Genomic DNA, 24,575 nt, shown 5'->3' with positions numbered 1-24,575 from the left:
GCTATCAGAGGGAAATCATGGATTTTTTCAAAGAGCTGACTCATTCGATTGCCAGAAATAAAACTTCTACATACAAAGAGTTCAAGTCCGGTTTTGAAGAAAGCCTGGCGGCCGAAGACAGCGAGCGGTTTCACAATTTAGTAACGCGCAGAGAGGTCACCTTTGCGCTTTATAGTGAGCACGGTAAAACAGTCAATCAGATGCTCAAAACAACCATTGAAAGTTTTCAGTAAATGAAAGCGCTCGTGGGTGACTGGTTGAGCGGCAGGGAGGAAAAAATCGCCATATTTGAAGGTGACGACGAAGTCACCTTGCGACGTCAGGGCGACGCCGTTTTATTGGGTGTTCAACTGACCTCAGCGGTGACAGATAACTCAGCCTTGCAAGGCTGGCTGCGCCTGGGTGCTGCCAGCTTGAACCATTTTCAGGGTGCATTGGCTCAAAAAGCTGACACAGGTGCGCTATGGCTGATTCAAAGTCTGCGCACCGACCGTGGTGAAGCCCACGTACTGAATTGCCTCGAGACCCTGCTGAACCAACGTGACACATGGCGCGCCATCGTTGCGCGTCTTGCTCGTCCAGCCCAAAACCTCAAACCCACCCCGCTACGTTCACGCGCGTACTAATCAGAGAACTGTCTATGCCTAACAAGACCCATAAGGGCGGCCGCTTGTGCCTTGACTCGCCTGATGCTTCATTCAAAAGAGCCCATTGGCGGAATGTGTTCCTGTTTTCCTGGCTGCTGGTTTCAACTCAAAGCGCGGTGGCGGCGATCCCCGCCGAATGGAAGAACACCGCCTACGCTTATGAAGCCGAGCATAAGCCAGTTCGGGACGTGCTCGACGACTTCGCCCAAACCTTCGGTACGCAACTGCAAATCGAGGGCCTGCTGGAGGGCACCGTCAACGGCAAGATACGCGCCAATACCCCACAATCCTTGCTCGACCGGCTGGGAGTAGAACATCGCTTCCAATGGTATCTGTACAACAACACACTCTACATCAGCACCCTGGACCAGCAAGAGTCCGCGCGCCTGGAGGTTTCCTCTGAGACCATTGCCGACCTCAAGCAGGCGCTCACTGATATTGGCCTGCTCGATAGTCGCTTCGGCTGGGGTGAGTTGCCCGAGGATGGCGTCGTGCTCGTCTCCGGACCTCGGCGCTATATCGAACAAATCAAGCAGTTCAGCAGCCAACGCCGCACCGTGGATGAAAAACAGACGGTGCTGAGCTTCCCGCTGAAGTTCGCCAATGCCGCTGATCGTCAAGTGGATTACCGCGGCCAGAAGCTGACCATTGCCGGTGTTTCCAGCATTGTGCAAGGGCTGCTGGAGCCCCGTTCAAATCCGATCTCCTCGGTGCTGAGCCAGCGCCCTTCCTCACAGCCCTCGCCTATTGCGCCGAATGTTCCCCGCTTGAGCAATCCCATGCTGGGGCAGATACTCGGTACAAACAGCAACACCATGCCATTGGATATTGGCGCCACACTCCCCCCGCGTGCACCGATACCCAGCAGCCGGATTCGCGTCGAAGCCGACATTCGCAATAACGCAGTCCTGATCTATGACCTGCCAGAGCGCCAGGCCATGTACCGCGAGTTGATCGCACAACTCGATGTGGCGCGCAAACTGGTGGAGATCGACACGATCATTCTGGATATCGAGCGTACGCAGTTGGATGAGTTCGGCGTGAACTGGGGGTTTCAGAACAGCCGGTTCCGTGCAGGTTCGTCATCCCAACAGTTGTCGCTTGAGAATCGCGAACGTTTCTATGCCGACATACGCGCCCTGGAAGCCAAGGGGCTGGCGACGATGGTTTCCAACCCGTCCGTGCTCACCCTGGAAAACCAGCCGGCGGTGATCGACTTCAACCGCACTCAATACCTGACACCTGGTCGGCAGAACGCAACCATCTTGCCGGTCACCGTGGGGACCAGCGTTCAGGTCATACCCCGCGTCATCACCAGCCGCGGCAGCCATCAGATTCACTTGGTCGTGGATATCGAGGACGGCACGTTCGACGAATCCAACCCCAACCGTAACCTCAGGGACCTGGATGTTCGCCGCGGTAACGTCAGCACCCAGGCAGTCATGGCGGAAAAGCGCTCTATGGTTGTAGGCGGCTTCCACGTCACGGAAAGCACCGACAGGCAAAGCAAGGTGCCACTGCTGGGTGATATCCCGTTGCTGGGCAAGGCGCTGTTCTCTTCCAGCGAAAGGCAGAACAATCGGCGTGAACGCCTGTTTATCATCACGCCGCGCGTCATCGGCGACCAGGCCGATCCGTCTCGCTATTTACCCCAGGCAGATCAGGCCCAATTGCAGGCGGCGCTGGCACCGCTGGCCAGGCGTAACGCCCCTCACCAGCCGGTGATCAAGCGTAGCGACGTGATCAGTACCCTGGCGCACCTGGTGACTGGGCAAGTGCCCAAGGCCTTCAAGTTGGCGCCAATGCCCGTGGGGTTGAACACGCTGTGCAGCACCCGCGACCTGCTCGCACTGAGTACCGAGCGCAGCCAATGGTATGCAGGCCCTGAGTACAACGTTGCAGTCGTAGTACTACGCAACCAGTTCAACCGCAATGTGCGCATCGATGAAAAAGAATGCAGCAACTCGCAAACGCTTGCCGTCACCGTGTGGCCACACGCCTGGTTGAAACCGGGAGAGGAAGCCGAGGTATTTATTGCCATGCGTCCGGTGGTGAAGGATGAACACCTCAGCGTACCGCGCCCCACCTTGATTACGCCATCTCAAAAGGTTCGCCCATGAAACATCAATTGTTGTGCGTCACTCTGATCGGTGCGGCGCTGCTTGTCAGCGCTTGCACCCCCACGTGCAAAGGCGACTCCTGCTCACGTCCCCAATCGACCGCACAAAAGATGGTGATCTGGTGGCCATCTCACATGCGCGTCGAGCCCGGCCCTTCCGGGGAGCGAGCGGATTACCAGACGATATCGCTGGAACGATGAGCATCAAGGAAATACCCGACGAACCACGCCAGGTATTTCTGGAGAACCTGGTGAGCGGCGCTGCCACTCACCAGGTTCTCACTCGGGGCATCGAGGTGCGCGCGCTCAACGCGGGTAATCACCCTGGACTGGCCTTGCACATCATTCGCGAAGCGTTGCAAGCCGGGCAACTACAACGCGTATTGCAGCGCCGCTTTGAGCAGGCACAGGTGTTTGATGGCTGTTTTATCTATCTCGATACCCAGGGCGCCTTGGTGATCTGGCACGCATTGCCCACCTCCCACTGCAATCCGGGCAGGATCCTCAGCAGGATGCTCTCGCTGGCCAATCTCAGCGCTCTGGACCCAGGCTCCAGTCGCTGATCAGCGCTGATCAAGCTCAGGCAATTCCAGCGTTTCGCGCTTGGCTTCGTCATCCAGCTCGCGCAAGGTGCGGTAGATCAACGCTACGGCCTGCAAGGTCTCGCGAGGAATGCTTGCACCCAGCTGCTTGGTATAGATCGTGCGGGCCAGCCACACACATTGAATCACCGGGACCTCGGCGACCTTTGCGCGCGCGATCAGTTTTCGCGCTTCGTCGTCCGTGCCCTTGCTGATCAGCAGGGGCAAAGGCGTCTCGCCTGGGCGGTAGTACAGCGCGACTGCAAAGTGCGTCGGGTTGACCACCAACATGTCGGCTTCTTCCAGCTTGGGCAGCTTGACCTTCGGCTCCTCTTGCGCCAATTCCTGCGCCAACTGGCGGCGCTGGCCTTTCACATGCGGGTCGCCCTCCATGTCCTTGTACTCTTTGACGACCTCAACCTGTGTCATGCGCATACGCTTGGCGAAGAAGTGCTTTTGCAAAGTCAGATCGATCAGCGCCAACACCAGCAACAGCCCCAGGCAGGCATGCAGCAGGTGACGGAACAACGCGATCAGCGCCAGCAGATAGCTCTGCAGGTCGCTGTTGGCAAGGTTAATCAACGCCCCCAACGCGGGCCAGACCACCACGTACACAATCAGGCCCAGTAGGAACGCTTTGGCGATGCTCATCAGCAGATTCATTAACGACTGGGCAGAGAACATCTGCTTGATCTGGCTGATAGGGTTGAGGCGATTGAAATCCATCTTCAGCGTGTCCGGCGCGAACAGCAGGCCGAACTGCATCCAACTGGCAATCAGCTTCGCGGCAATCGCAAGCCCGGCCATCAACAGAGAGAACGAGAAAAACATCACCAGGCCCTCCACCAGCACTTCTTCCAGCACCCGTGCAAACGGCTGGCCCAAGCGTGATATCGGCAACACCAGCAGTTGCTGAAAGCGTTGCAAGCTGGTTTCGGCAGTGAACAAAGCGACCTCACTGATAGCCGTCAGCGCCAGCAGCTTGCTCACATCCTGGCTCTGCGCAACCTGACCTTTCTTACGTTGGTCACGCAGCTTCTTGGCGGACGCCGGATGCTTTTTTTCCCCCGAATCACTCACGGCGCCGAGACCTTGAACAAAAGCCCCAGGTAGTGCTTAAGGCCACCCAGCTGGCTCATACGCCCGACAATAAGATCCTGTAACAGTGCGAAGTACAGCAACAAAATACCGATTCCCGCCAGGCACTTGACCGGCGGAGCCAAGGTACTCACTTGCAATTGCTGGCTGTAGACCCCCAGTAACGCGATACCGAACTCCAACAGCAACAGCACGGCAATAAAGGGCGCGGCATAAAGCATCATGTGCATGAATGTGTCACTGAGCAGCCCAACAAATACGCTCATGCCATTAGCTGCTGGAAGCGGAAACCACACGGTGGGTGGCCAGATCAGGTAACTGTCCCAGATCACCTGGGTGAGTGCGCCCAACCCCAGCATGGCCATCAGCAAGTAAATCGCCAGTTGCTTGAACATGTGCCCGATCGGCGTCGCGTCCGGCCCCAGTGACGGGTTAAGTTGGCCACCGGCCAAGGCTCCACGCTGGTTGTCCAGCAGCGCTCCCACCGACTCGAACATCCAGAACGGCATCGCCAACAACACCCCCAGCAGCAACCCCAACGCTACCTCCTTGAGCATCAGCGCACCGAGCATCAATGCTGAATAGTCCTGCCCTGCCAAAGCAGCATGAATACCTGGAGCGGGCAACAACGCCATGACCATCACGATGGTGTGTCGGGGCAGGCCGCGCACATGTTGAAAACAAAACGCCGCTACCAGGATGCCACAGGGGTAGATACGCGCCATGCCGATCAACAGGCTGGGGAGATACTCAAGATAAAGCAGCACAGGCAACGCCTTAGTTCAGGGCCGAACGGCCGATCATTTCAAACGTCAGGTTGATCAGCTGGATCAACTCCACGCCAATCCATCGGCCCGTGAGGATCAATGTGACACCCACCGCCACTAGTTTGATACCAAAGGGTAATGTCTGGTCCTGGATCTGCATCAGCGCTTGTACCAAAGAGGTCAGCACCCCCACCACCACCGCCACGATCAGCGGCGGTGCAGACAGTACAACCACCAGCAACATGCCCTGCTTGAACAGCACGATAGGTTCCATACGCCACTCAGAGATAGGAAAGGAACAGACTGTCGAGCAACCGCGACCAGCCAGACACCAGCACAAACAGCAGCAGCTTGAGCGGCAGGGAAATGGTCATCGGCGAGACCATCTGCATACCCAACGCCAGCAACAGGTTGGAAACAATAAGGTCGATCACAATGAAGGGAATGTAGATCAGGAAACCGATCTCGAACCCCGCCTGCAATTGCGAAAGCACAAAGGCCGGGATCAGCAGGATAAGATCCTCACGCTGTACCTCCTGAGCCATTTTCGCAGGCCACAGACGTGCGGTATTGTCCAGCAGATGGGTCAGCACATCCGGGTCCACATTACGCAACATGAATGCACGCAAGGGGTTGATGGCCTCATTGCCGGTATGCAGAAACGTTTGCACGTTGCTCATGTCCAGAGGCGACGCCTTGATATTCTCGGCGATTTCGTACCCCACCGGCGCCATGATGAACAAGGTAGCCGCCAGAGCGATTCCGTTGATGGCCATGCTCGGAGGTACTTGCTGTACGCCGATGGCATTGCGGGTAATCATCAGCACAATCACGATTTTCAAGAAGGCTGTGCAGACCACCAACAGCATGGGCATCAACGACAGCGCGCCCAGAAATATCGCCAGGACGATCGGGTCCAGCCCTTGAAGTATCATCGACCGAACACCACTCGGGACAACTGCAACCCAAGGCGCCCGTCAACTTCCACCAACTGCCCCTGGCCGATGGGCCGATCGCCATAAAACAGACCCGCCATGCCTGGGGCAAAGCCGGTAATGCCCAGTACCGAGCCGGGCACGAGGTTACGCAACTCCCCCAGGGTCAGGTTCAGTGTTCCGCAGCGTACGCTCAGCGTCATGCTCAATTCATCGAACGGCTCGGGGCCGAATACGTCCATTACGGGTTCATCGTCTTCATGCCCCGAGTGATGAGGTACATCTAAATCTTCGTCCACAGACACGTCCTCGATAGAAGTAAGAGTGAAACGTAACCACCCGGTGTCATCGTCAATGCCGCCATGCAGGCGCTCTCTGCCGACCGACACATAGCCGCTGCCCCGGGCCTGGAAAAAGGTCTGTTCAAGCACCAGCACATCGCCAGCTCGCAGACTGCCGGCCTGTACAATCGGTAACCGCAACCGCCCAAGGGTCACGGCAATTGCCAGTTGAAACGACAACGGCAGCGGCGCAGCCGCGGCCCGCCAGGCCCCCGCCTCGTACAACGCCAAAAAGCTTTCGGGGCTCAACCACACATAACCCTCAACCCACGATGCCCCCAGGGTCACGGTGAGGCGACAGCCAAAGCCTTTTGGTCGCCCGGTGTGTAGCAATCGCACATAACCCAACAGCGCTCGCACTTCGGGGCTCAGGTAATACTGAAACAACGTCCAGAACCAGGAATCCGGTTCGTTGTCGGCCCCTGCAAGGGTCACCGGACATTCACCCAGCAGGCTAAGCAACGGCCCCGCCTTAGCGAGCGCCAGCACACCGCACTGCGTGTCGAAGCACACCACGTCACCGCCAACAGGCGCACGTCCAGGCTCAAGCCGCAATTCACCGGCCTGACCCGCAACATGGAACGGCAGGTACAGGCCGCGGCCCAGCTGGCGGCGCGCGGCAACCCCGTCGCTCTTGATCGAAGGTAATGTCAGTAGCGGTACGATCATGGGTTGCCGACGCTTGGCAGAAGCAGGCTGACCGGCAGACCCAGCGCTTGCGTAAAACGGTCCTCACACTGTTGCCGTACGCCGCTGAGCCAGCGGGCCGTGGCGTCGTGTTCCGCTTCCAATTCAATGGCCCAGCCGCTCTGCTCTCGGCGCACGCTGGCGTTGATCCGTCCCGGGCGTGGCAAGTACAACACTGCCTGCAACGGCCACTGCGAACCGGCCAACACACGAGGCGTCAGTTGTTCGGCCAGCGCCTCGATCATGGCAATACCGGCCGCAGATTTTCTTCGCGACAAGGAGGCGCTCGTCCCTGCGCCCTCCCCATCACCCGCAAACAACCGCGTAAACAGTCGCCCTTGTTCCCACGCAACCATGCCCGCTGCTCCCGAGTCACGCTCTTCGCGGGGCTCACGCAGGGGGGGTCGTTCGGTGGGTTTATTCGCAACCTGGGTCATGTCGGCTCCTGTGCAAGCAAAAGTGATAGCTCCTGTAACTTTTCCACCTGCCGCAGGCATTCGGTGGCTTGCCTCTGGGCACTGCCAACGTGGTGTTCCTTTTCTTGCCGTTGGTTGCGCAGCGCCTCAAGCTGCCCCTCTTCGCGCTGGGTACTGGCGGATAAGGAGCGCTCCTGTGCGTTCCAGGATTTCAGGCCCGCCAAGGTCAAGAGCTGGCCCTGGTGCTGACTGAGCAACTCAGCACTTTGCCGGGCTTGCTCCTGCCGAGTGTGTTCAAGTGCATCCTGGGCCTGCTGGATATGCGCGAGCAGGGCCTGCTGCGCACGCTTGGCCTCACGCAGGGCACGTTCGGCACGATCAGCCCTGTGCCTGCGCAGGCAACGCAGCATCTGCACTTCACCGTGCAGCACATCAGAAGGGGACATAGGTCGTCAGCTCCTTGAGTTGCTCCAGCGTGACGGCCATCGGTGTCGGCTCACGCAAATCCTGGCGCAGGAAACCGTCCACCGCCTGGCGACTGTTCACGGCCAGGTCCGTCAACGCATCGCTGCCAGGCTGGTACTCGCCCAGCTTGAGCATCAACTCGATCTGCTGGTACGCCGATAACAACCGTCGCAACGCCGTGCCCGCCTGAATATCCTCTGGCGCCGCAACGTTGCTCAATATTCGTGAAAGGCTCGCCAACACATCCACCGCCGGATAGTGCCCACGCTCAGCCAATTTGCGCGACAGCACGATATGGCCGTCGAGCAATGAACGTACTTCATCGGCCACCGGATCGTTCATGGAGTCCTGCTCAATCAGCACTGTGTAGATCGCTGTGATCACGCCGTCACGGGTCAACCCGGCGCGCTCCACCAAGCGCGGCAGCAAGCTGTACACCGAAGGCGGCAGGCCTCCGCGCCCCAGGGGTTCGCCGGCAGCCAGGCCGATTTCACGCTGGGCCCTGGCGAAACGGGTCAGGGAATCGATCAGCAGCAACACCCGCTGGCCCTTGCGCCGAAAACCTTCAGCCAGAGCCGTGGCGGTAAAAGCGGCGCGGGCACGCTCCATGCTGGAGCGATCAGACGTGGCACACACCAGTACCGCTTTAGAGCGCAGTTGCTCATCGAGCTCATGGTCGAGAAACTCACGCAGCTCGCGCCCCCGCTCGCCGATCAAGCCGAACACGATGACATCGCATTCGACGTTACGGGCGATCTCGGCCAACAAGGTGGTTTTGCCACAACCGGCCCCGGCGAACAGACCGACACGCTGGCCTTCACCGAGCGTCATCAATCCATCGATGGACCGCACCCCGGTGGCCAGCGCACGGTTGATACGCGGCCGCTCGGTGGGCAAGGGCGCTTCACATAACACCGGGCTGGTATCCGGCAGTTCGGATTCGACAAATGCGCTGGCACCCTGGCCCGTAATCGGCCTTCCGAAACCGTCCAGAACCTGGCCCAGGAGCGCCTCGCTGACTTGCACTCTATGCGACACGCCCAGGCGCTCGACAGGCGCCCCCACGCGCACGCCTTCCAGGTTCCCAAGGGCACTGAGCACCGCATCCTGCTGATCAAAACCAATGATTTCAGCGAGCATGCAGTCACCCGGACCTTTTTCCACCTGGCACAAATCACCGATACGCGCCTGAGGCAGCCGGCACTGCAGCAGCATGCCGTTGACGCGCTGGATTCGCCCGCGCATGGACACCGGCGCAAAGCTGCCGAGCGCCTGGGCCTGGCGTTGCTGCCAGGCGTCCAGACGCGCTTGCTCGGAGGTACTCACCAGTGCACCTCGTAACGCTGTGCGCCATCAAAAACCACTTTGCTGTTGTCGATCAGCACCAGGCGCAAGCCGTCCACCTGATCCCCCAAAAAGAGCCGGCTACCCTCTTCCAGAACCACATGACCGTTAGGTCCGCCGACAATTTGCACGATCCTGAACGGCAAGGCGTCATCTCGCACACGTACACGACTGATCACCGGCACCATACTGTCGAATTGCTCACCAAAGCGGCTGAGCATCCGCGACACCAGCTCCACATCGTCCTGGGAAACATCGCCGTTGAGCACGACTTGACCGTTGATGACTTGCAGGTCGATCCGTTGGCTCAGCTCACGCTCGCCGAGCATTTTCAACAACTGCTGACGCACATCAAACGGTGAGGCCAATTCGTGTTTGCCAATCACCGATGGCATCAGGGAAGCCTGCGCGTCATGCTCCCCTGTCGAAACCATGCCCACCACTGCGATGACTACCGCCACCACCAGCATCAGGCTGATCAACCGCTTTTGCTGCGAGGGTGATATCGACGATAACGGCAGTGTCTGCACAGGTTGTTCCGGTGATGGCAATGCCGCAGATACCGGGGCCTCAGGCACAGGCTCAGGCCATGGATGATCTGCCAAGGCGACGCACAATCTCACGCTACCCACCAGAAAGGGCACGTTCAACGCCAGGCTCGGGATCTGCGCCAGGGCCTGGCCATCAGCCCCGTACACCAACTGCGCCTGGGCCTGCACCGACCAGTTAACGTCGCAAAACTGCAGCAGGGCATGATGCTCGGCGACCCCTGGATCGCTCAGCACCAGGTCAGCGTCCGGCTGGGCACCGATGCTCCATCGCTCGCCGAACAACGGCAACGCAGCGCCCTGGCGCAGCCCATCAAGCACGCGTAACTCATACATCATCGAGCCCTCCTTCGTACTGTCCATGGCTGCGAAATCATGCCGCTGCGCCACGCATCAATGCTTCCTGACCGAGGTCAATGCGCCCCAACACCTTGACCTTGGATGCGCTCCCCAACTCAGCGAAAGACAGCACCGGTACATGGTTGAACTCTTCGAGCAATAGAGTCCGCAAGGGGCTGCGCAAGTCCTGCGCCACCAACATCACGCTTTTGCTCTTGGCCCTCAAGGTAAAGGCCTGATTGAGCAGGTTGATAAACGCCGCGCTGTGATCCTGGTCCAACGCAAAGAACACCCCGGTCTGGGTTTGGCGCAGGGCTTCGCGCAGGATGTTTTCGCTTTGCGCAGACAACAGCCAGGCGTGCAGGCCGTCGGCCTCGCTGTACTGGTGATAGATCTGCGCCTTGAGAGCAATGCGTGCATAGTCGGCCAGGGCTTCCGGCTCACGCTCATGCTGTCCGTACTCGATCAGCGATTCGACAATCAGGCGCACCGCCCGCAGGGGGACACCTTCACTGGCCAGGCGCTGCAACACCGCAGAAAAACGCGACAGCGGCATGATGCGCTGCAGTTCCTGCACCAGTTCCGGCTGATTATGCTCAAGCCAACTCAGGATCGACTTGCTCTCCTGAATCCCCAGGAACTGTGGCCCACTGAGCATCATCGCCTTTCGCATACGCTCCAGGATCAGGCTCGTGGCGGTGAAGCGCTCCAGTTGCGGATCATCAAGCAGCGGATCGTCAGGGGCCAACCAGAGCCAATCCTGTTCATCGCGCTCAGCCAACCCGGCGATGGCGTGCTCTGGCTCAACCTCAAGCGCCATGCGCTCAACGGCCATATGATTGACCACTGACGCCCTGACCATGGGGACTTCATGCACACAAAAGCGCATCTCATCGGGGGCCAGGGAGTCATCGAGCTCGACTTCGAACGGCGGCAATGTCAGGCCAATATTGGCGACCAGCGAATTTCGCGCCTGGCGAATCCCGTGAATCAGATTCGTCACTTCAGGCGTGCCACGCAGAACAGGGGAAAACTGCAACAGGTAAGGGCGCGACGGGTCAAAGCCGCGCAAGTCCTCTTTACCGTTCTCTTCAGGGCGAACGACTTCGGCGGCCTCGTTGGAAGGCTCTGCCTGGTGTTGACGCTGGCGCACCAGGTAGTAACCCACGCTGCCGGTGATCAGCGCGATCAGGATAAATACCAGGGTAGGCATGCCAGGGACCGCGGCAAACGCAAGCATTCCCACCGAGGCAATCACCCAACTCTTGGGCTCGCTGGTCATTTGCCGGGCAATTTCGACGCCCATGTTACTGACGCCTTTGCGTCCATCCGGCGCAACACGGGTGATGATCATGCCCGCAGTCAAAGAGATCAGCAGCGCCGGAATCTGTGCAATCAGGCCATCGCCGATCGTCAGTACCGAATACAACGCCATCGAATCGCCTGCGCTCAAGCCGTGCTGGAACATTCCTGTGGAGAAGCCGCCCAACAGGTTGACCACGACGATGATCAAGCCGGCGATAGCGTCGCCCTTGACGAACTTCATGGCCCCATCCATGGCCCCGAACAGTTGGCTCTCACGCGACAACTGCTCACGCTTGTCCCTCGCTTGCATGCCGTCAATCAGCCCTGCACGCAGATCGCTATCGATAGACATCTGTTTGCCCGGCATCGCATCCAGGCTGAACCGCGCCGCCACCTCGGCGACCCGCTCCGAGCCCTTGGTGATCACCAGGAAGTTGACCAGGGTCAGGATCAGAAAGATCACCATCCCTACCGCCAGGTTTCCCCCCACCACGAAATTGCCGAAGGCCTCGACGATGTCACCGGCGTCCTGTTCCAGCAGGATCAAGCGCGTGGTCGCAATCGACAGCGCCAAACGAAACATGGTGGTCAGCAACAGGATCGATGGGAACGATGAGAACGCCAGAGGGCCTGGTAGATAAAGCGCCAGTACGATCAACAGGCAAGATATGCAGATATTGAGCGCAATCAGAATATCTACCAGCCAGGTCGGCAGTGGCACGATAAAGATAAAGACAATGGCCATGACCACCACGGCGCCCAGCACTTCTGCGCGCTGTGCCACTTTGAGCAGCAAGCCGTTGATGGTCGACAGCAGGGTCACGTCATAACCCCGGCCAACTCAGGAAAACGCTGGGTACCACCGTCGATCCGGTTCAGCTCGTCCATCACCGCTACAAACCTGAACAAGGTTTCCTCGCGGACTCTACTGTCAGACCATAAGGCCAACGGTAACTGCCGGATAAGAGGGTAAAGCGCGTTGAGAGCTGCCAGTTGCCTGGAGGGCGAACCACTCCCCATCTCATTCCCCAACCGCAGGATTTCATCGGCGGCGATGCCACTATCGGCGTATCCAAGCAGGCGCTGCAGCAGGGAAACGGCGTCATGATCGATGCCCAGTCGCAGGTTGAACGCCAGGCAATCGGCCAATACGGTGCCCAACTGCCCGCAACTTCGCAGGCCCAGCAGCACAGAACGCAACAGTGGGGTGGGCATCGATGACACCCGGGCCGCGATATCGTCTGCCAAGGCTTTACGCATCACATTGAGCCCTTCATAGAAGCGCTCGCCGCCGTATACGCCCAGCAGGGCTTGCATCATGGTCGCCAGCGATTGGCGCGTGACCACGCTGGCATAGTAGAGCGCGCGGAGCGCCTGGCGTTCCTGCGGGTCCGCGCCGGCTGCTTGCAATGCTACGGCAATGTTCAGGCCAGCCTGGATTTCTCCCTTGAAACGCGCCTCGAATTTGGCAATGGCTGCGCGGGCCAAGGCAGCCTCGGATTTACGCAGTTCAGCGTCCGCCTGGCCTGCCACGTGCTTGAGGACCACGAACGCACGCGCCGGGTCGCCGCCTGTGAGGTCGAGCAATTTGTCGACGCTGGCGTTTTGCAGTAACTGCATCCTGATGCGGCGAGAAACCGAGGCCATGCTCGCCTGGGCCGGATGCCCCAACTGGTCATAAAGCTGCACCAGTTGTTCCGCAGCAGGCACGCGCTGGGCCATCTGCCGCTGGGCCAGCGGAAGTTTATTGAGCTCTACTTCCTGATTGAACAGTTGGGCCAGTTCATCAACACCCTTCGCAGGCGCAGGCACGGCAGTATTGCTGATAACAGGTTGATCCAGACGTTGGACCGTTGGCACATCGTTGCGCGATTCGACTTTCATGGACAGGCCAGTTCAGGAAGAGTGTGTCTCTGTGTGGCAAAGCCTCCCCATACGGTTCCATTGAAATTCGAGACGACGGCACGTTTGAAAATACTTGCACGGACCTCTAATCCTCACGTGCAAAAGCCTGCGTAAAAAAGCATCAATTCAAGATATTTATATATATAAATTAAGTAGTTACGTGATTTTTTCTGTTTGGCACAAGCAGTGCAATCGGGTTCCTGTCGATACGTTTCGACTGCGTCTACCTTAAGGAAAAAATCATGAATATTCCTATTGAAGCCTTAGTTCACCTTGGTGGCAATTCGCCTCAATTCATGCTTCATCTGACAGACGATCAACAGAAAAAGCTTCGCCGCTTTATTCATAAACGCGTGCTTAACCCGGAAGATGCGGATGATCTTTTGCAATTGACCTACCTGGAAGCCTGGCGTAATCGCGAACGTTTCAGCGGCACCGCAACGCTCAGCACCTGGATGTGTGGCATCGCGCAGAACCTGATCCGCAATCACTTTCGGCGCCTGTATGCCAAACCCGCACATTGCGAATTCGATGAGTCGCTGTGGCATGGCCAGGAAGACACCCACAGTCTGGATTGGGAGTTTGAGATCAACCGGCGCCTGGAAAATACCCTGAGCGCTATCGATCACTTGCCGACCGAGATGCGCAAGACGCTGTACGCTTCACTGGAAACCGACGGTAGCTATCAGGACACCGCCGACGTACTGGACATCCCTATCGGCACCGTGCGCTCGCGCCTGTCACGGGCACGCGAACAGCTCAAGCGCGTGACCCACACCCCCCTGCATCGCTAAGCTGAATTAGCCGGGCAAGCGTTGGGCGACAGGGATATCTGCCCAACACTGTCAGACTTGGCCTGATAGACGCCAATGCTCTGCATCTGCCCCCCGCTACAGAGCGCATCCGCCAGCGAGCCTCCCTGCCGCCTGTCACCCAAAGCAGCGTTTTCGGTTAAACGGTTGAAAGCGTAGAAAAAAACTCAACAAAAAGACTTGACGCATTGCCGTTCCGAGCGAATAATGCGCGCCACTTGGCTACATAGCTCAGTTGGTTAGAGCATAGCATTCATAATGCTGGGGTCCGGGGTTCAAGTCCCTGTGTAGCCACCAAGTACTAAAAACGGCTTACCGAAAGGTAGGCCGTTTTTTTGTGCGCGTAAAAAACTCCCCAACTGTATTTTGACGCCCCCCACCCCCACTGTTAGTGTCCAGCCTCCCTAAAATGCGGAGTGCCCCGATGAAACTGGACATCTACCAAGTCGACGCTTTCAGCCAACACCCCTTCGGCGGCAACCCGGCGGCGGTGTGCCCGCTCACCGAATGGTTGCCCGACGAGCAACTGCAGAGTATCGCGGCTGAAAACAACCTCTCGGAAACCGCGTTTTTTGTACCCCGTGGCGAGTTCTACGAGCTGCGCTGGCTCACCCCCGAAGTCGAGGTAGACCTGTGCGGCCATGCCACCTTGGCGGCGGCCTGGGTATTGATTCATATGCTGGCCGATGCGCCGCAAGTGCTGCGCTTTGCAACGCGTAGCGGCGAGTTGCGGGTGACGCGCAATGGCGATGAACTGGCGATGGATTTCCCAGCCAAACAGCCGCAACGCTGCGAGCCACCGGCCGGAATGTTGAGCGCACTGGGCATTGAAACTGCTGAGGTGTTTGGCACCGATGACTACATCGTGCTGGTGGAAAATGAAGCGCAGGTGGCGGCACTGACACCGGATTTCGCACGGCTCAAGGGCCTGCCCAAACGTGGGATTGCAGTCACCGCCAAAAGCACACAGTTTGATTTTGTCTCACGCTGGTTCGGCCCGAATGTGGGGGTCAATGAAGACCCGGTCACCGGCTCGGCGCACACCTCGCTGGCACCGTTCTGGGCCGAGCGCCTGGGCAAGTTGCAGATGACCTCCGAGCAAGGCGGCCAGCGCAAGGGCCAGTTGCGCTGTGAACTCAAGGGCGACCGCGTGATTATCTCCGGCAAGGCGGTGCTGTATATGCAAGGCACGATTTATCTGTAAAACGCAATTCCCGAAGGACAACAGATCATTCTCAAAATGAACGGAGTTCAGCGCGTGCTTTTGACTTCCCGCCGTCAGTTGACGGTCATCACAGCAGCCCTGGCCCTGGCGGCCTGCCACACACCTGTCACCGAACAACCACCGGCACCGGAGTTGGGTTCGGGCTATCGCACTGACCTGAATACCCGCCACGCCGAGCACCATATGGCCGCCGCCGCCAACCCGCTGGCTGCCGAAGCCGGACGCGAGATGTTGCGCCAAGGCGGTTCGGCCATCGACGCGGCGATTGCGATGCAAGCGGTGCTGACCCTGGTAGAGCCACAGTCTTCCGGCATTGGTGGCGGTGCGTTCATCATGCTATGGGATGGCAAAAACGTGCAGGCCTACGATGGCCGCGAGACCGCACCGGCGGGGGCGACCGAGCGCTTGTTCCTGAAGGCCGACGGCACGCCGATGGCGTTCACCGATGCGCAAATTGGCGGGCGCTCTGTCGGCACGCCGGGTGTATTACGCGCACTGGAAATGGCGCACAAGAAGAGCGGCCATCTGCAATGGGCCAAGCTGTTCGAGCCGGCGATCCGCCTGTCGGAGCAGGGCTTTGCCATTTCACCGCGCTTGCATAGCTTGATCGCGGCGGATCGCTTTATTGTGCAATCGCCCGAGATGGCGGCGTACTTCCTGAATGCCGATGGCTCGCCCAAAGCCACCGGCACGCTGTTGAAAAACCCGGCGCTGGCCGCGGTATTCAAGCGCATCGCCAAGGAAGGGCCGGATGCGCTGTACCACGGGGCGATTGCCGATGAGATCGCACGCAAGGTGCAGGGCAATCACAATGCCGGCAGCTTGTCCGTAGCCGACCTCAAGGGCTACAGCGCCAAGGAGCGCGCCCCACTGTGCACCGACTACAAACAATGGAAAATCTGCGGGATGCCGCCGCCCTCCTCTGGCGGGATTGCCGTGGCGCAGATCCTTGGCACCTTGCAGGCGCTGCAGACCCGCGACCCGCGCCTGGCGATCGCGCCGATGACCCCGAACAAGAGTACTTCGCCGGCCGGGCTTGAACCGACACCCGAGGCCGTGCACCTGATCGCCGAAGCCGGGCGCCTGGCCTTTGCCGATCGCGCCCTGTATGTGGCCGATGCAGACTTCACCCCCGTGCCGGTTGCCGGCCTTGTTGCACCCAACTACCTGACCCGGCGCGCCGCGCTGATCGGCGAGCGCAGCATGGGGGTCGCCAAGCCTGGCCAACCGGAGGGCGTTCAAGTGGCGTATGCACCGGATCGCTCGCCGCTGCGCATCTCCACCTCGCAAGTGGTGGCGGTGGACGACCAGGGTGGCGCGGTGTCGATGACCACCACCGTGGAAGCGGCGTTCGGCTCCCACGTGATGGTCCAGGGCTTTTTGCTCAACAACCAGATGACAGATTTCTCGTTCATCCCCGAAGAAAACGGCCAGCCTGTGGCCAACCGCGTGCAACCCGGCAAGCGCCCGCGCTCGGCCATGGCCCCGACCCTGGTGTTCGATCGCAACAGTGGTGAGTTGCTTGCCACCGTGGGCTCCCCGGGCGGTTCGCAGATCATCGAGTACGTGAGCAAATCCCTGGTGGCCATGCTCGACTGGAAACTCGACCCGCAAGCGGCCATCAGCCTGCCGAATTTCGGCAGCCGCAATGGCGCCACTGAGTTGGAAACCGGCCTGTTCAGCCCTGCACTCAAACAAGCGCTCAAGGACAAGGGCCATGCCCTGAGCGAGATCGATATGACCAGCGGCGTACAGGCCATCGTCCGCACGCGGGATGCCCAGGGCAAGGTGTCGCTGAGCGGCGGCGCCGACCCTCGGCGTGAAGGCGAGGCGCTGGGTGACTAAGGGGTTTTGATCAACGGAGAATGCACGGTGCACACAGCCCACAACCTCGGCGCCCTACCCGGCGTCGATCACGGTTTTTGTTCGATTGATGACCCGCTGCGACCTGATGATGTGTTCATTTGCAAGCAGGTGCACAGCGCGTCGGTGATTGAATGGCAGTCGGGCCAAGTGACTAATACGGTTGAGGCGGACGGGGTGTTCACCCGGAGCCGGCAGCCAATTGCGGTCATCACGGCCGACTGTTTGCCCATCCTGATCGCAGGCGGTGATTTAGTGGCCGCCATTCATGGCGGCTGGAAGGGCCTGCAACGCGGGATTATCGGCAATGCCGTGCAGCGTTTTATTGATGAAGGCATTAGCGCGGACCAGTTGCGGGTGGCAATTGGGCCGTCGATCAAGCCTTGCTGCTATGAGGTGAGTGAAACGTTCATTGCCCAGTTCCAAGCGGATCAAGGCCACCTATGGGAGGACAGCCAGGCACCCTGGAGCATTGAGCAACCGACACCGCTACAAGCTCCGCACATTACACCGCCCCACGCCAGGCAAGCGGGAAGTGCCTGGTTTGACTTGAGCGGGTATGGGCTGCTGTTGCTGCAAGCGGCGGGGGTCAAGCGCGAGCAGATCGAGGTGAGTGACGTGTGCACTTATTGCACGTCGCCGACGTTTGCCAGCTATCGCAGGAGGACGCATCACTTGGAGGAGCCGAAGACATTGATCTATTCGTGGATTGCTCGTAAACGCTAACGATCAGCGATTGCTCTTCAACCCCTTGCGCCGCGCATGTCGCTCCAGCGCCAATTCGATCAACCGGCTCACCAACTCGCTGTAGCTCATGCCCGCCGCCTGCCAAAGCTTGGGGTACATGCTGATGCGGGTAAAACCAGGCAGTGAGTTGATCTCGTTGATCAGGACTTCGCCCTCATTCGTCAGGAACACATCCACCCGCGCCAGCCCTGCGCAACCCAACACCTCAAAGGCTTCAATGGCCAAGCTGCGAATTCGTTCGCTGGCTTCACGGCTGATAGCCGCAGGCACCACCACTTGGGCGGCCTGATCGTCGATGTATTTGCTGTCGTAGGAATAAAAACCGTCGCTCACCACGATCTCACCACAACCGGTGGCGATTGGGTGGTCATTGCCCAACACGGCGCATTCGATTTCACGGCCCTGGACGGCGGACTCCACCAGCACTTTTTCATCAAAACCCAACGCCAGCTCAACCGCAGCGTGGTACTCGGCTTCGCTGCCGACTTTGCTCACGCCCACTGAGGAGCCCTGGTTAGCGGGCTTGACGAACATCGGCACGCCGAGCTTGTTCGCCGCCGCTTCAAAGGAAGTGCGCGCCGCGTTGCCACGGGTGAGGGTGATGAACGGCGTGACGGCAATACCGGCGTCACGCAGCAGGCGCTTGCTGATGTCTTTGTCCATGCACACGGCCGAGCCGAGCACGTCGGAGCCGACGAAAGGCAAGTCGGCCATACGCAGCAAACCTTGCAGGCAACCGTCTTCGCCAAGGGTGCCGTGGACAATCGGGAAGATCACATCAATATGTTCCAGCAGGCCCTGCCCGGAGGTTTCCACCACCTGCTGGCTGGCCTTGCCGGGCACCACCGCCAATTCGCGGTTGGATTGGTTGAGGGCGATCAGGGCCGGGTTTTCCTGGTTGATCAGGAAGTTCGACGTGTCGTTGAGGTGCCAGTGACCGGCCTTGTCGATACCGATCAGGATGGGTTCGTAGCGCGAACGGTCGAGGGCATCGACGATGTTGCGCGCCGATTGCAGCGAGACCTCATGCTCAGCCGAACGGCCACCAAAAATAATACCTACCCGCACCTTGCTCATGACCTGGCCTCACTGTTGAAAGTAAGGCTTCTTAACACGGGCGGTCAGCGATCCGCTAGCAATCTGCACCACCCGACGCCTGCACAATCGTACAAGACCCCAGACAGACAACCGTGGCAGACTCGGTTAACGTGTTCCCACCTCCTTCTGTGACAAGTCACCATGGGCAAACCCACCCACTCCCTCGACTGGCTGCACCGCGCGCCGCACGCCAGTGGCCTGGACCGTATCGAGGCGTACTTTGCCGGTTTCGCATTCGACCCCCATCGCCATGACACCTACGCCATCGGGCGCACGTTGTTCGGCGTGCAGAGTTTTCATTATCGCGGTGGCATGACCCACAGCATGCCCGGCACCACCATGGTGATTCACCCGGACGAAACCCACGACGGCCGTGCCGGCAGCGATGAAGGCTTCAAGTACCGGATGATTTATGTGGAGCCGGCGCTAATCCAGCAGATCCTCGGCGGCAAACCCTTGCCTTTCATTCCCGGCGGCCTGTCCACCGACCCTCGGCTGCACCGCGCCAGCGAAGTGTTGCTGCAAAGCCTGGATTGCCCGATTGACCCGATGCAAGAGCAAGACGCCATGTTCGACCTGGCCCAGGCCCTGAGCGAGGCATCCGGTGCCGTCGTCAGCCGTAAATCCTTCGACTACGTGGCCGCCGAACGCGCCCGTGAATTTATCCACAGCGCCCTGGGCCGCAGCATCACCCTGGATGAAATAGCCGACCATGCCGACCGCGACCGCTGGGCGTTATCGCGGGATTTTCGCTTGTTGTTCGGCACCAGCCCCTACCGCTACCTGACCATGCGCAGGCTGGACCTGGTGCGTCACTTGTTGGCCCAGGGCCAATCTCTGGTGGATGCCGCAATGACCGCCGGCTTCACCGACCAAAGCCACATGACCCGGCAATTTCGCAGCACCTACGGCATGCCGCCGTCGCGTTGGGTAAAGATGCTCGGACGCTGAGTGCTGGGTTGGAATACGTTCAAACTGTGGGAGCTGGCTTGCCTGCGATGCAGACACCTCGGTGTATCAGGCACACCGCTATCACAGGCAAGCCAGCTCCCACAGTTGGATGAGGTGGTGTTGCTGGCATTTGGTCATGGTTTGTAAAGGGCCAGCAAGCTGTGTCCCTTTAAATTGCAGGACGTTTCCGAGACAATCCCTGCCGCCTTGTGCCTGTTGGAATCGATGGCTAGTCTTCGGTCCGTCACTGCCTTTTCAGTGATCGGGTTTAGTCGCTCGGATTTAATAGGCGCATGGTTCTCCATGAGGTTTTATGGTGGCTGTGCGCAGGGCGCCCTCGGGTGCGCCGGACTTTGCCTATTTGCCGGTCGACTAACCTGCGTACAGCCGCCACCCAACGTTTAGTCGCGACGGGTCGGCTCCTTTGAGTTAATAGGGGTTACACCATGACCAAAGCACTTCCCGATCCACCCATGGACTGCCTCGTCGTCAACGAAGACCTCAGCTTCGAAGACGCTCAACTCTATATCTCACACCTGATCAACAGCGCCTCTGCCACCGTGTGGGACTGTTGCGATCACCTGCAACCCCATGACCGCGCCAGAATCCATGCCGCGTGGCATTTGCTGGAGATGGCCAAGACCGTGCTAAACCGCACCATCGAGTGCATGCCGCGCACCTGAAAACACGACAAAACTCATGTGGGAGCTGGCTTGCCTGCGATGCAGACACCTCGGTACATCAGGTACACCGAGGTGATGCTATCGCAGGCAAGCCAGCTCCCACATTTGGGTTCTGTTGTCGCCAAAATCGAGTTTGGTGTCCGAACGTGCTCTTTAGCTCGACAACTGATTGGCAAACTGCCCGACCGCGCTCACCACTTTTTGCGCACCGTCCTGAATTTCCACAATCACCGTACCCGCCTCGGCTGCCAGGGCCAGGCCTTGCTCGGCTTGCAGGCGACCGTCGGCCATCAGCGCAACCGCATCGCGGGCCATGTCCTGGTTCTGGCGCACTACGCCGACGATTTCCTCGGTGGCTTTGCTGGTGCGTGAAGCCAGTTGCCGCACTTCATCGGCCACCACCGCAAAGCCACGCCCCTGCTCACCGGCACGCGCTGCTTCGATGGCGGCGTTGAGCGCCAGCAGGTTGGTCTGCTCGGCGATGCCACTGATGGTCTTGACGATGCTGCCGATCACCTGGGACTGGGCATTCAGCGCCTCGATACCTTCGCCGGCCTGTTGCATGTGTTGGGCCAGGTCGCGCATCACATCCACCGCCTGGGTGACCACGGTGGTGCCGCGCTGGGCGCTGTCGTCAGTTTGCAAGGAGGTGCTGTAGGCAATGTTGGCGGCCTCGGCCACCGCTTGCTCGCGGTTAACCTGGTCGGTGATCACCGTGGCGAACTTGACCACTTTGTACAGCCGTTCGTTGGCGTCCAGCACAGGGTTATAGGTGGCTTCCAACCACACCAGGCGACCGTGGCTGTCCACGCGCTTGAAGCGCGCCGCCACGAACTCACCGGCGTTCAAGCGCTTCCAGAACTGCTGGTACTCGGCGCTGTTGTATTCCTGCGGTTCGCAGAACATACGGTGATGTTTACCCTGGATCTGCGCCAGGCTGTACCCCATGCTGCTGAGGAAGCGGTCATTGGCGGTGAGCACGTTTCCATCCAGGTCGAACTCGATCAACGCGGTGGAACGCATCAGCGCGGTGATCAGGTTTTCATGCTCACGCGAACTCTCGATGGTGCGGGTGAGGTCGCTGGAGAACATCGAAAAATGCTTGATATGCCCCTGTGAACTGCGCACCGGCTGCACGATCGAGCGCAACCACGCTTCCTTGCCATTGCCACGCATAAGGCGCACGGCGCCGGCGAAGTGTTCGCCGCGGGCCAGGGCGTGCTTGAAGCGCAACTGAAACTCATCCTGGCGCACATGGGCCGGTACCAGGTCTTCGATTGCACGCCCCACAATCTCACTCAATGAATAAGCCAGTTCCTGCAGGAAGTTGGCATTCGCCCACTCCACCCGGCCCTCGGCGTCCAGCGTCAGGACGAGCATTTCGCTTTCCAGGCTCTCTTTCACCTGTAGCAAGCTCGACAATTCTTCGCGCAGAGCGGTCAGCTCCTGCTTCAGGCGGGTATTGAACATGGGGCACCATTAGGCAAATGGGGTGGGCGTCCTAATCTGCATCGGCGCTGGCGCAATTTTCTAAAGAGAGCTTGCAGCCCAAGTCGAACTATATTTTCAGCGCCATCAGCCCCCATTGAATCGGCACACACCCATCACTTGATATTCCAGGGTATTGAGCTTGCCGCTGGAGTCTTCATAGGTCATGCGCGACGGCACGGCGTTGCACGAGCGGATCGGCGGCGTCACGTTGACCACCTTGGCGATATCCAGATCCATGCCGTAGCGATAGGTCTGCACCTGAGGCACCGCCTTGCCTTTTTTGATCGCATAGGCGGCCATGGCTTTCTCGTTGCGCTCCATCATCAGGGCAAAGGTGCGATCCCCTCCGCCTTCGGCCAGTGCACCGAACGACAAGACCGCCGTTAATACGCCCAAACCCACTGTATAGAAGTTCATGACCAAGTCCTCGACTAAAAGTTAAGTGTCGAGACTAACCAACGAACCCTGACACCAGGTTCACCAGAACATTACGTATTTGTTAGATGGCCATTAGTTTCCAGAATCGTAATCTTCATGCAATGCGCCTGTTATACGCCGTTTGCAACTATCAGCCTGGGCCAGATCAATAAGAACGCCTGCCTCTATAAGAAGCCGATAACTGCCATCACCGAGGAGCGCATCATGAATATTCGTCACTACACCCTTCCCTTTTCACTGATGGCCGCGTTGCCCCTGGCCGTGGCGGCAGGGCAGGAAAAGCCCGACGGTTTTATCGAAGGCAGTAGCCTGAACGTACTGGCGCGCAATTTTTACTTCAATCGCGACGATCGCAAGGGCCAATCCAGCCCCACCGGTAACGGCTATTCCGAAGCCTGGGCGCAGGGGCTGATCAGCCGGTTCGAATCCGGCTTTACCCAAGGCACCGTGGGGTTTGGCCTGGACGCGTTCGCCATGCTGGGGCTCAAGCTCGACTCCGGTGCAGGCCGTAGTGGCGGCAAGGGCTCGTTCGGCGTATTGCCGGTGGACAGCACCAATCAGCCCGAAAACCGCTACAGCAAACTCGGCGGAGCGGCGAAACTGCGTGTATTGGACACCGTGATCAAGGCCGGCGACGTATTCCCGCTGACGCCCGTAGTGGCGTACGGCGATTCACGGGTATTGCCCCAAAGCTTTCGCGGTTTCACCGTACAAAACACCAGCCTGAATGGCCTGAGCTTGCAAGGCGGACGCTTGAGCGGCATGAGCCAGCCCAATGAAAGCGGGATGAACAAAAGCTTCGCGACGTTCTATGCGGGCAAGGTCGACTCGCCTTGGATCGCCTACTTCGGCGGGGACTACCAACTCAACAGCCACCTTGGCTTGAGCCTCTACAGCAGCCGCTTGAAGGACGCCTGGGATCAGTACTACCTGGGCAGCAACGCCAACTATGCGCTGACCGACGACGTGTCACTGTTCGGCGATTTCAACTACTACAAGGCCGTGGACGAATGCCGCAAACGGCTCGGCGAATTCGACAACAGCATCTGGAGCGCCAGGCTTGGGGTCAAGGTCGGCGCCCATAGCGTGGGCGTGTCGCACCAACGCAACAATGGCGACGATGACTTCGACTACCTGCGCCAGTCTGATTCGATCTTCCTCAACAACTCGATCCAGTACAGCGACTTCAATTCGCCCAAGGAGCGCTCATGGATGGTGCGCTACGACCTGGACATGCAGGCGTTCGGCATCCCGGGCCTGTCGTTCATGACCCGCTACGGCAAGGGCACCGGCGCCGACTACAGCAACGCCAACGCCGTGTACATGCGTCGCGATGCGGCGGGTAACCCGCTGACCGATCAACGCCGTTGGGAACGGGATATCGAGGCCAAGTACGTGGTGCAAAGTGGGCGTTTCAAGGATTTGTCCCTGCGCTTGCGCCAGGCCACCGTGCGCTCCAGCGCCTTTGAGTCCGATCTGGAAGAAGTTCGCTTGATCGCCGAATATCCACTGGCCATTTTGTGACACTTACATTCGCTCGCGATTAACTAACATCTGTTCACAAATAGCCGGTTATCAAAATTGTAATATTGGCCTCAGCTTCTCGTTAGTTTCAACTTTCTATACTCGCGCCAACTTATTTACCGAGCACGTTCATCTCTGAAGCTTTTGTGTAGCTCCTTTGGAAAGAGATGAATTTTTAACGCCCCGCTTGGGGCGTTTTTTTTGTGCGCCGGGCTATGCGACCGATGGTCGCAGTTGACCCTAAAG

Annotated in this window: 26 protein-coding genes and 1 tRNA gene; 13 read left to right on the top strand and 14 right to left on the bottom strand. The window is 59.0% G+C overall.

Translation table 11 applies throughout. The annotated features are described in order from the left end of the window. Positions 1-17 precede the first annotated feature (17 nt). Genes J1G33_RS24650 through J1G33_RS24635 form a run of 5 tightly spaced genes read left to right on the top strand, consistent with a single transcriptional unit; the run spans position 18 to position 3,329 of the window. Positions 18-233, top strand: a complete 216-nt coding sequence (locus J1G33_RS24650) for a hypothetical protein (protein ID WP_032878012.1) — start codon at positions 18-20, stop codon at positions 231-233. Further along, the gene (locus tag J1G33_RS24645) at positions 234-626 is read left to right on the top strand and encodes a type III secretion protein (RefSeq protein WP_078820233.1); all 393 of its coding nucleotides are present in this window, start codon (positions 234-236) and stop codon (positions 624-626) included. 14 nt (positions 627-640) lie between these two features. Further along, on the top strand, positions 641-2,767 hold the full coding sequence (gene sctC / locus J1G33_RS24640) for a type III secretion system outer membrane ring subunit SctC (RefSeq protein WP_032878014.1): 2,127 nt from the start codon (positions 641-643) through the stop codon (positions 2,765-2,767). Then, the gene (gene hrpT / locus J1G33_RS27995; protein WP_078820232.1) at positions 2,764-2,967 is read left to right on the top strand and encodes an HrpT family type III secretion system protein; all 204 of its coding nucleotides are present in this window, start codon (positions 2,764-2,766) and stop codon (positions 2,965-2,967) included. The genes sctC and hrpT overlap by 4 nt, the downstream gene beginning before the upstream one ends. Further along, complete coding sequence (locus tag J1G33_RS24635) at positions 2,964-3,329, top strand: transcriptional regulator (protein WP_078820231.1); 366 nt, start codon at positions 2,964-2,966, stop codon at positions 3,327-3,329. Before hrpT ends, J1G33_RS24635 begins: the two co-directional genes overlap by 4 nt. On the opposite strand, the gene sctU is transcribed toward J1G33_RS24635, so the two are convergent. Genes sctU through J1G33_RS24580 form a run of 11 tightly spaced genes read right to left on the bottom strand, consistent with a single transcriptional unit; the run spans position 3,330 to position 13,476 of the window. Further along, the gene (gene sctU / locus J1G33_RS24630; protein ID WP_032878016.1) at positions 3,330-4,427 is read right to left on the bottom strand and encodes a type III secretion system export apparatus subunit SctU; all 1,098 of its coding nucleotides are present in this window, start codon (positions 4,425-4,427) and stop codon (positions 3,330-3,332) included. After that, on the bottom strand, positions 4,424-5,212 hold the full coding sequence (sctT, locus tag J1G33_RS24625) for a type III secretion system export apparatus subunit SctT (RefSeq protein WP_032878018.1): 789 nt from the start codon (positions 5,210-5,212) through the stop codon (positions 4,424-4,426). The genes sctU and sctT overlap by 4 nt, the downstream gene beginning before the upstream one ends. Before the next feature lie 10 nt (positions 5,213-5,222). Then, positions 5,223-5,486, bottom strand: a complete 264-nt coding sequence (sctS, locus tag J1G33_RS24620; RefSeq protein ID WP_014716816.1) for a type III secretion system export apparatus subunit SctS — start codon at positions 5,484-5,486, stop codon at positions 5,223-5,225. A 7-nt stretch (positions 5,487-5,493) separates the two neighbouring features. Continuing rightward, complete coding sequence (gene sctR, locus J1G33_RS24615) at positions 5,494-6,147, bottom strand: type III secretion system export apparatus subunit SctR (RefSeq protein WP_078820229.1); 654 nt, start codon at positions 6,145-6,147, stop codon at positions 5,494-5,496. After that, positions 6,144-7,157 carry a FliM/FliN family flagellar motor switch protein gene (locus J1G33_RS24610; RefSeq protein WP_223018946.1) on the bottom strand — a complete coding sequence of 338 codons (1,014 nt, stop codon included), beginning with the start codon at positions 7,155-7,157 and terminating at the stop codon, positions 6,144-6,146. Before J1G33_RS24610 ends, sctR begins: the two co-directional genes overlap by 4 nt. Then, on the bottom strand, positions 7,154-7,612 hold the full coding sequence (locus J1G33_RS24605) for a type III secretion system HrpP C-terminal domain-containing protein (protein ID WP_223018945.1): 459 nt from the start codon (positions 7,610-7,612) through the stop codon (positions 7,154-7,156). The genes J1G33_RS24610 and J1G33_RS24605 overlap by 4 nt, the downstream gene beginning before the upstream one ends. Beyond that, positions 7,609-8,037 (bottom strand): YscO family type III secretion system apparatus protein, encoded by a 429-nt coding sequence (locus J1G33_RS24600; protein WP_032878023.1) that lies wholly within the window; start codon positions 8,035-8,037, stop codon positions 7,609-7,611. Before J1G33_RS24600 ends, J1G33_RS24605 begins: the two co-directional genes overlap by 4 nt. Beyond that, entirely contained in the window at positions 8,024-9,382 is a 1,359-nt protein-coding gene (locus J1G33_RS24595; protein WP_005784571.1) for a FliI/YscN family ATPase, read from the bottom strand. The genes J1G33_RS24600 and J1G33_RS24595 overlap by 14 nt, the downstream gene beginning before the upstream one ends. Continuing rightward, positions 9,379-10,284, bottom strand: a complete 906-nt coding sequence (locus J1G33_RS24590) for an FHA domain-containing protein (protein WP_032881120.1) — start codon at positions 10,282-10,284, stop codon at positions 9,379-9,381. Before J1G33_RS24590 ends, J1G33_RS24595 begins: the two co-directional genes overlap by 4 nt. Positions 10,285-10,321: 37 nt before the next feature. Continuing rightward, positions 10,322-12,415, bottom strand: coding sequence for a type III secretion system export apparatus subunit SctV (gene sctV / locus J1G33_RS24585; RefSeq protein ID WP_103734675.1), 2,094 nt, complete (start codon positions 12,413-12,415; stop codon positions 10,322-10,324). Next, a complete protein-coding gene (locus J1G33_RS24580; RefSeq protein ID WP_078820226.1) occupies positions 12,412-13,476 on the bottom strand; it encodes a TyeA family type III secretion system gatekeeper subunit in 1,065 nt (354 codons plus the stop codon). Before J1G33_RS24580 ends, sctV begins: the two co-directional genes overlap by 4 nt. A gap of 263 nt (positions 13,477-13,739) precedes the next feature. Between J1G33_RS24580 and J1G33_RS24575 the strand changes: the two genes are divergently transcribed. The 5 genes from J1G33_RS24575 to J1G33_RS24555 all read left to right on the top strand — a co-directional run bounded on the left by J1G33_RS24575 (position 13,740) and on the right by J1G33_RS24555 (position 18,123). Continuing rightward, complete coding sequence (locus J1G33_RS24575) at positions 13,740-14,291, top strand: RNA polymerase sigma factor (protein WP_078820225.1); 552 nt, start codon at positions 13,740-13,742, stop codon at positions 14,289-14,291. Positions 14,292-14,529: 238 nt separating this feature from the next. Next, positions 14,530-14,606: transfer RNA gene (locus J1G33_RS24570), tRNA-Met, on the top strand. A gap of 127 nt (positions 14,607-14,733) precedes the next feature. Further along, positions 14,734-15,513 (top strand): PhzF family phenazine biosynthesis protein, encoded by a 780-nt coding sequence (locus J1G33_RS24565; protein WP_223018944.1) that lies wholly within the window; start codon positions 14,734-14,736, stop codon positions 15,511-15,513. 36 nt (positions 15,514-15,549) lie between these two features. Then, positions 15,550-17,379: a gamma-glutamyltransferase gene (gene ggt / locus J1G33_RS24560; RefSeq protein ID WP_223018943.1), complete on the top strand. Its 1,830-nt coding sequence runs from the start codon at positions 15,550-15,552 to the stop codon at positions 17,377-17,379. A 27-nt stretch (positions 17,380-17,406) separates the two neighbouring features. Next, on the top strand, positions 17,407-18,123 hold the full coding sequence (locus J1G33_RS24555) for a polyphenol oxidase family protein (RefSeq protein WP_148853416.1): 717 nt from the start codon (positions 17,407-17,409) through the stop codon (positions 18,121-18,123). 3 nt (positions 18,124-18,126) lie between these two features. On the opposite strand, the gene ddlA is transcribed toward J1G33_RS24555, so the two are convergent. Next, positions 18,127-19,221, bottom strand: a complete 1,095-nt coding sequence (gene ddlA, locus J1G33_RS24550; RefSeq protein ID WP_223018942.1) for a D-alanine--D-alanine ligase — start codon at positions 19,219-19,221, stop codon at positions 18,127-18,129. A gap of 162 nt (positions 19,222-19,383) precedes the next feature. On the opposite strand from ddlA, the gene J1G33_RS24545 reads away from it, so the two are divergent. Both J1G33_RS24545 and J1G33_RS24540 read left to right on the top strand, forming a co-directional pair. Next, positions 19,384-20,193, top strand: coding sequence for an AraC family transcriptional regulator (locus tag J1G33_RS24545; protein ID WP_032878033.1), 810 nt, complete (start codon positions 19,384-19,386; stop codon positions 20,191-20,193). Between the two features lie 446 nt (positions 20,194-20,639). Continuing rightward, positions 20,640-20,876: a hypothetical protein gene (locus tag J1G33_RS24540; RefSeq protein WP_005784550.1), complete on the top strand. Its 237-nt coding sequence runs from the start codon at positions 20,640-20,642 to the stop codon at positions 20,874-20,876. A gap of 153 nt (positions 20,877-21,029) precedes the next feature. Here the strand turns inward: J1G33_RS24540 and J1G33_RS24535 are convergent, their stop codons facing one another. Together J1G33_RS24535 and J1G33_RS24530 are read right to left on the bottom strand one after the other, a co-directional pair. Continuing rightward, positions 21,030-22,346, bottom strand: coding sequence for a PAS domain-containing methyl-accepting chemotaxis protein (locus J1G33_RS24535; RefSeq protein ID WP_032878035.1), 1,317 nt, complete (start codon positions 22,344-22,346; stop codon positions 21,030-21,032). Between the two features lie 105 nt (positions 22,347-22,451). Then, the gene (locus J1G33_RS24530) at positions 22,452-22,784 is read right to left on the bottom strand and encodes a DUF2790 domain-containing protein (protein ID WP_032878036.1); all 333 of its coding nucleotides are present in this window, start codon (positions 22,782-22,784) and stop codon (positions 22,452-22,454) included. A 225-nt stretch (positions 22,785-23,009) separates the two neighbouring features. Here J1G33_RS24530 and J1G33_RS24525 point away from each other — a divergent pair, with 225 nt between their 5' ends. After that, positions 23,010-24,329: an OprD family porin gene (locus J1G33_RS24525; protein WP_223018941.1), complete on the top strand. Its 1,320-nt coding sequence runs from the start codon at positions 23,010-23,012 to the stop codon at positions 24,327-24,329. The last annotated feature ends 246 nt before the right edge of the window (positions 24,330-24,575 follow it).

This window comes from Pseudomonas sp. P867 (assembly GCF_019891455.1).
In the GTDB taxonomy this organism is placed as follows: Bacteria; Pseudomonadota; Gammaproteobacteria; order Pseudomonadales; family Pseudomonadaceae; genus Aquipseudomonas; species Aquipseudomonas synxantha_A.
Note: the sequence above shows the minus strand (reverse complement) of the source record. Positions and strands in the feature narration are given on the sequence as shown.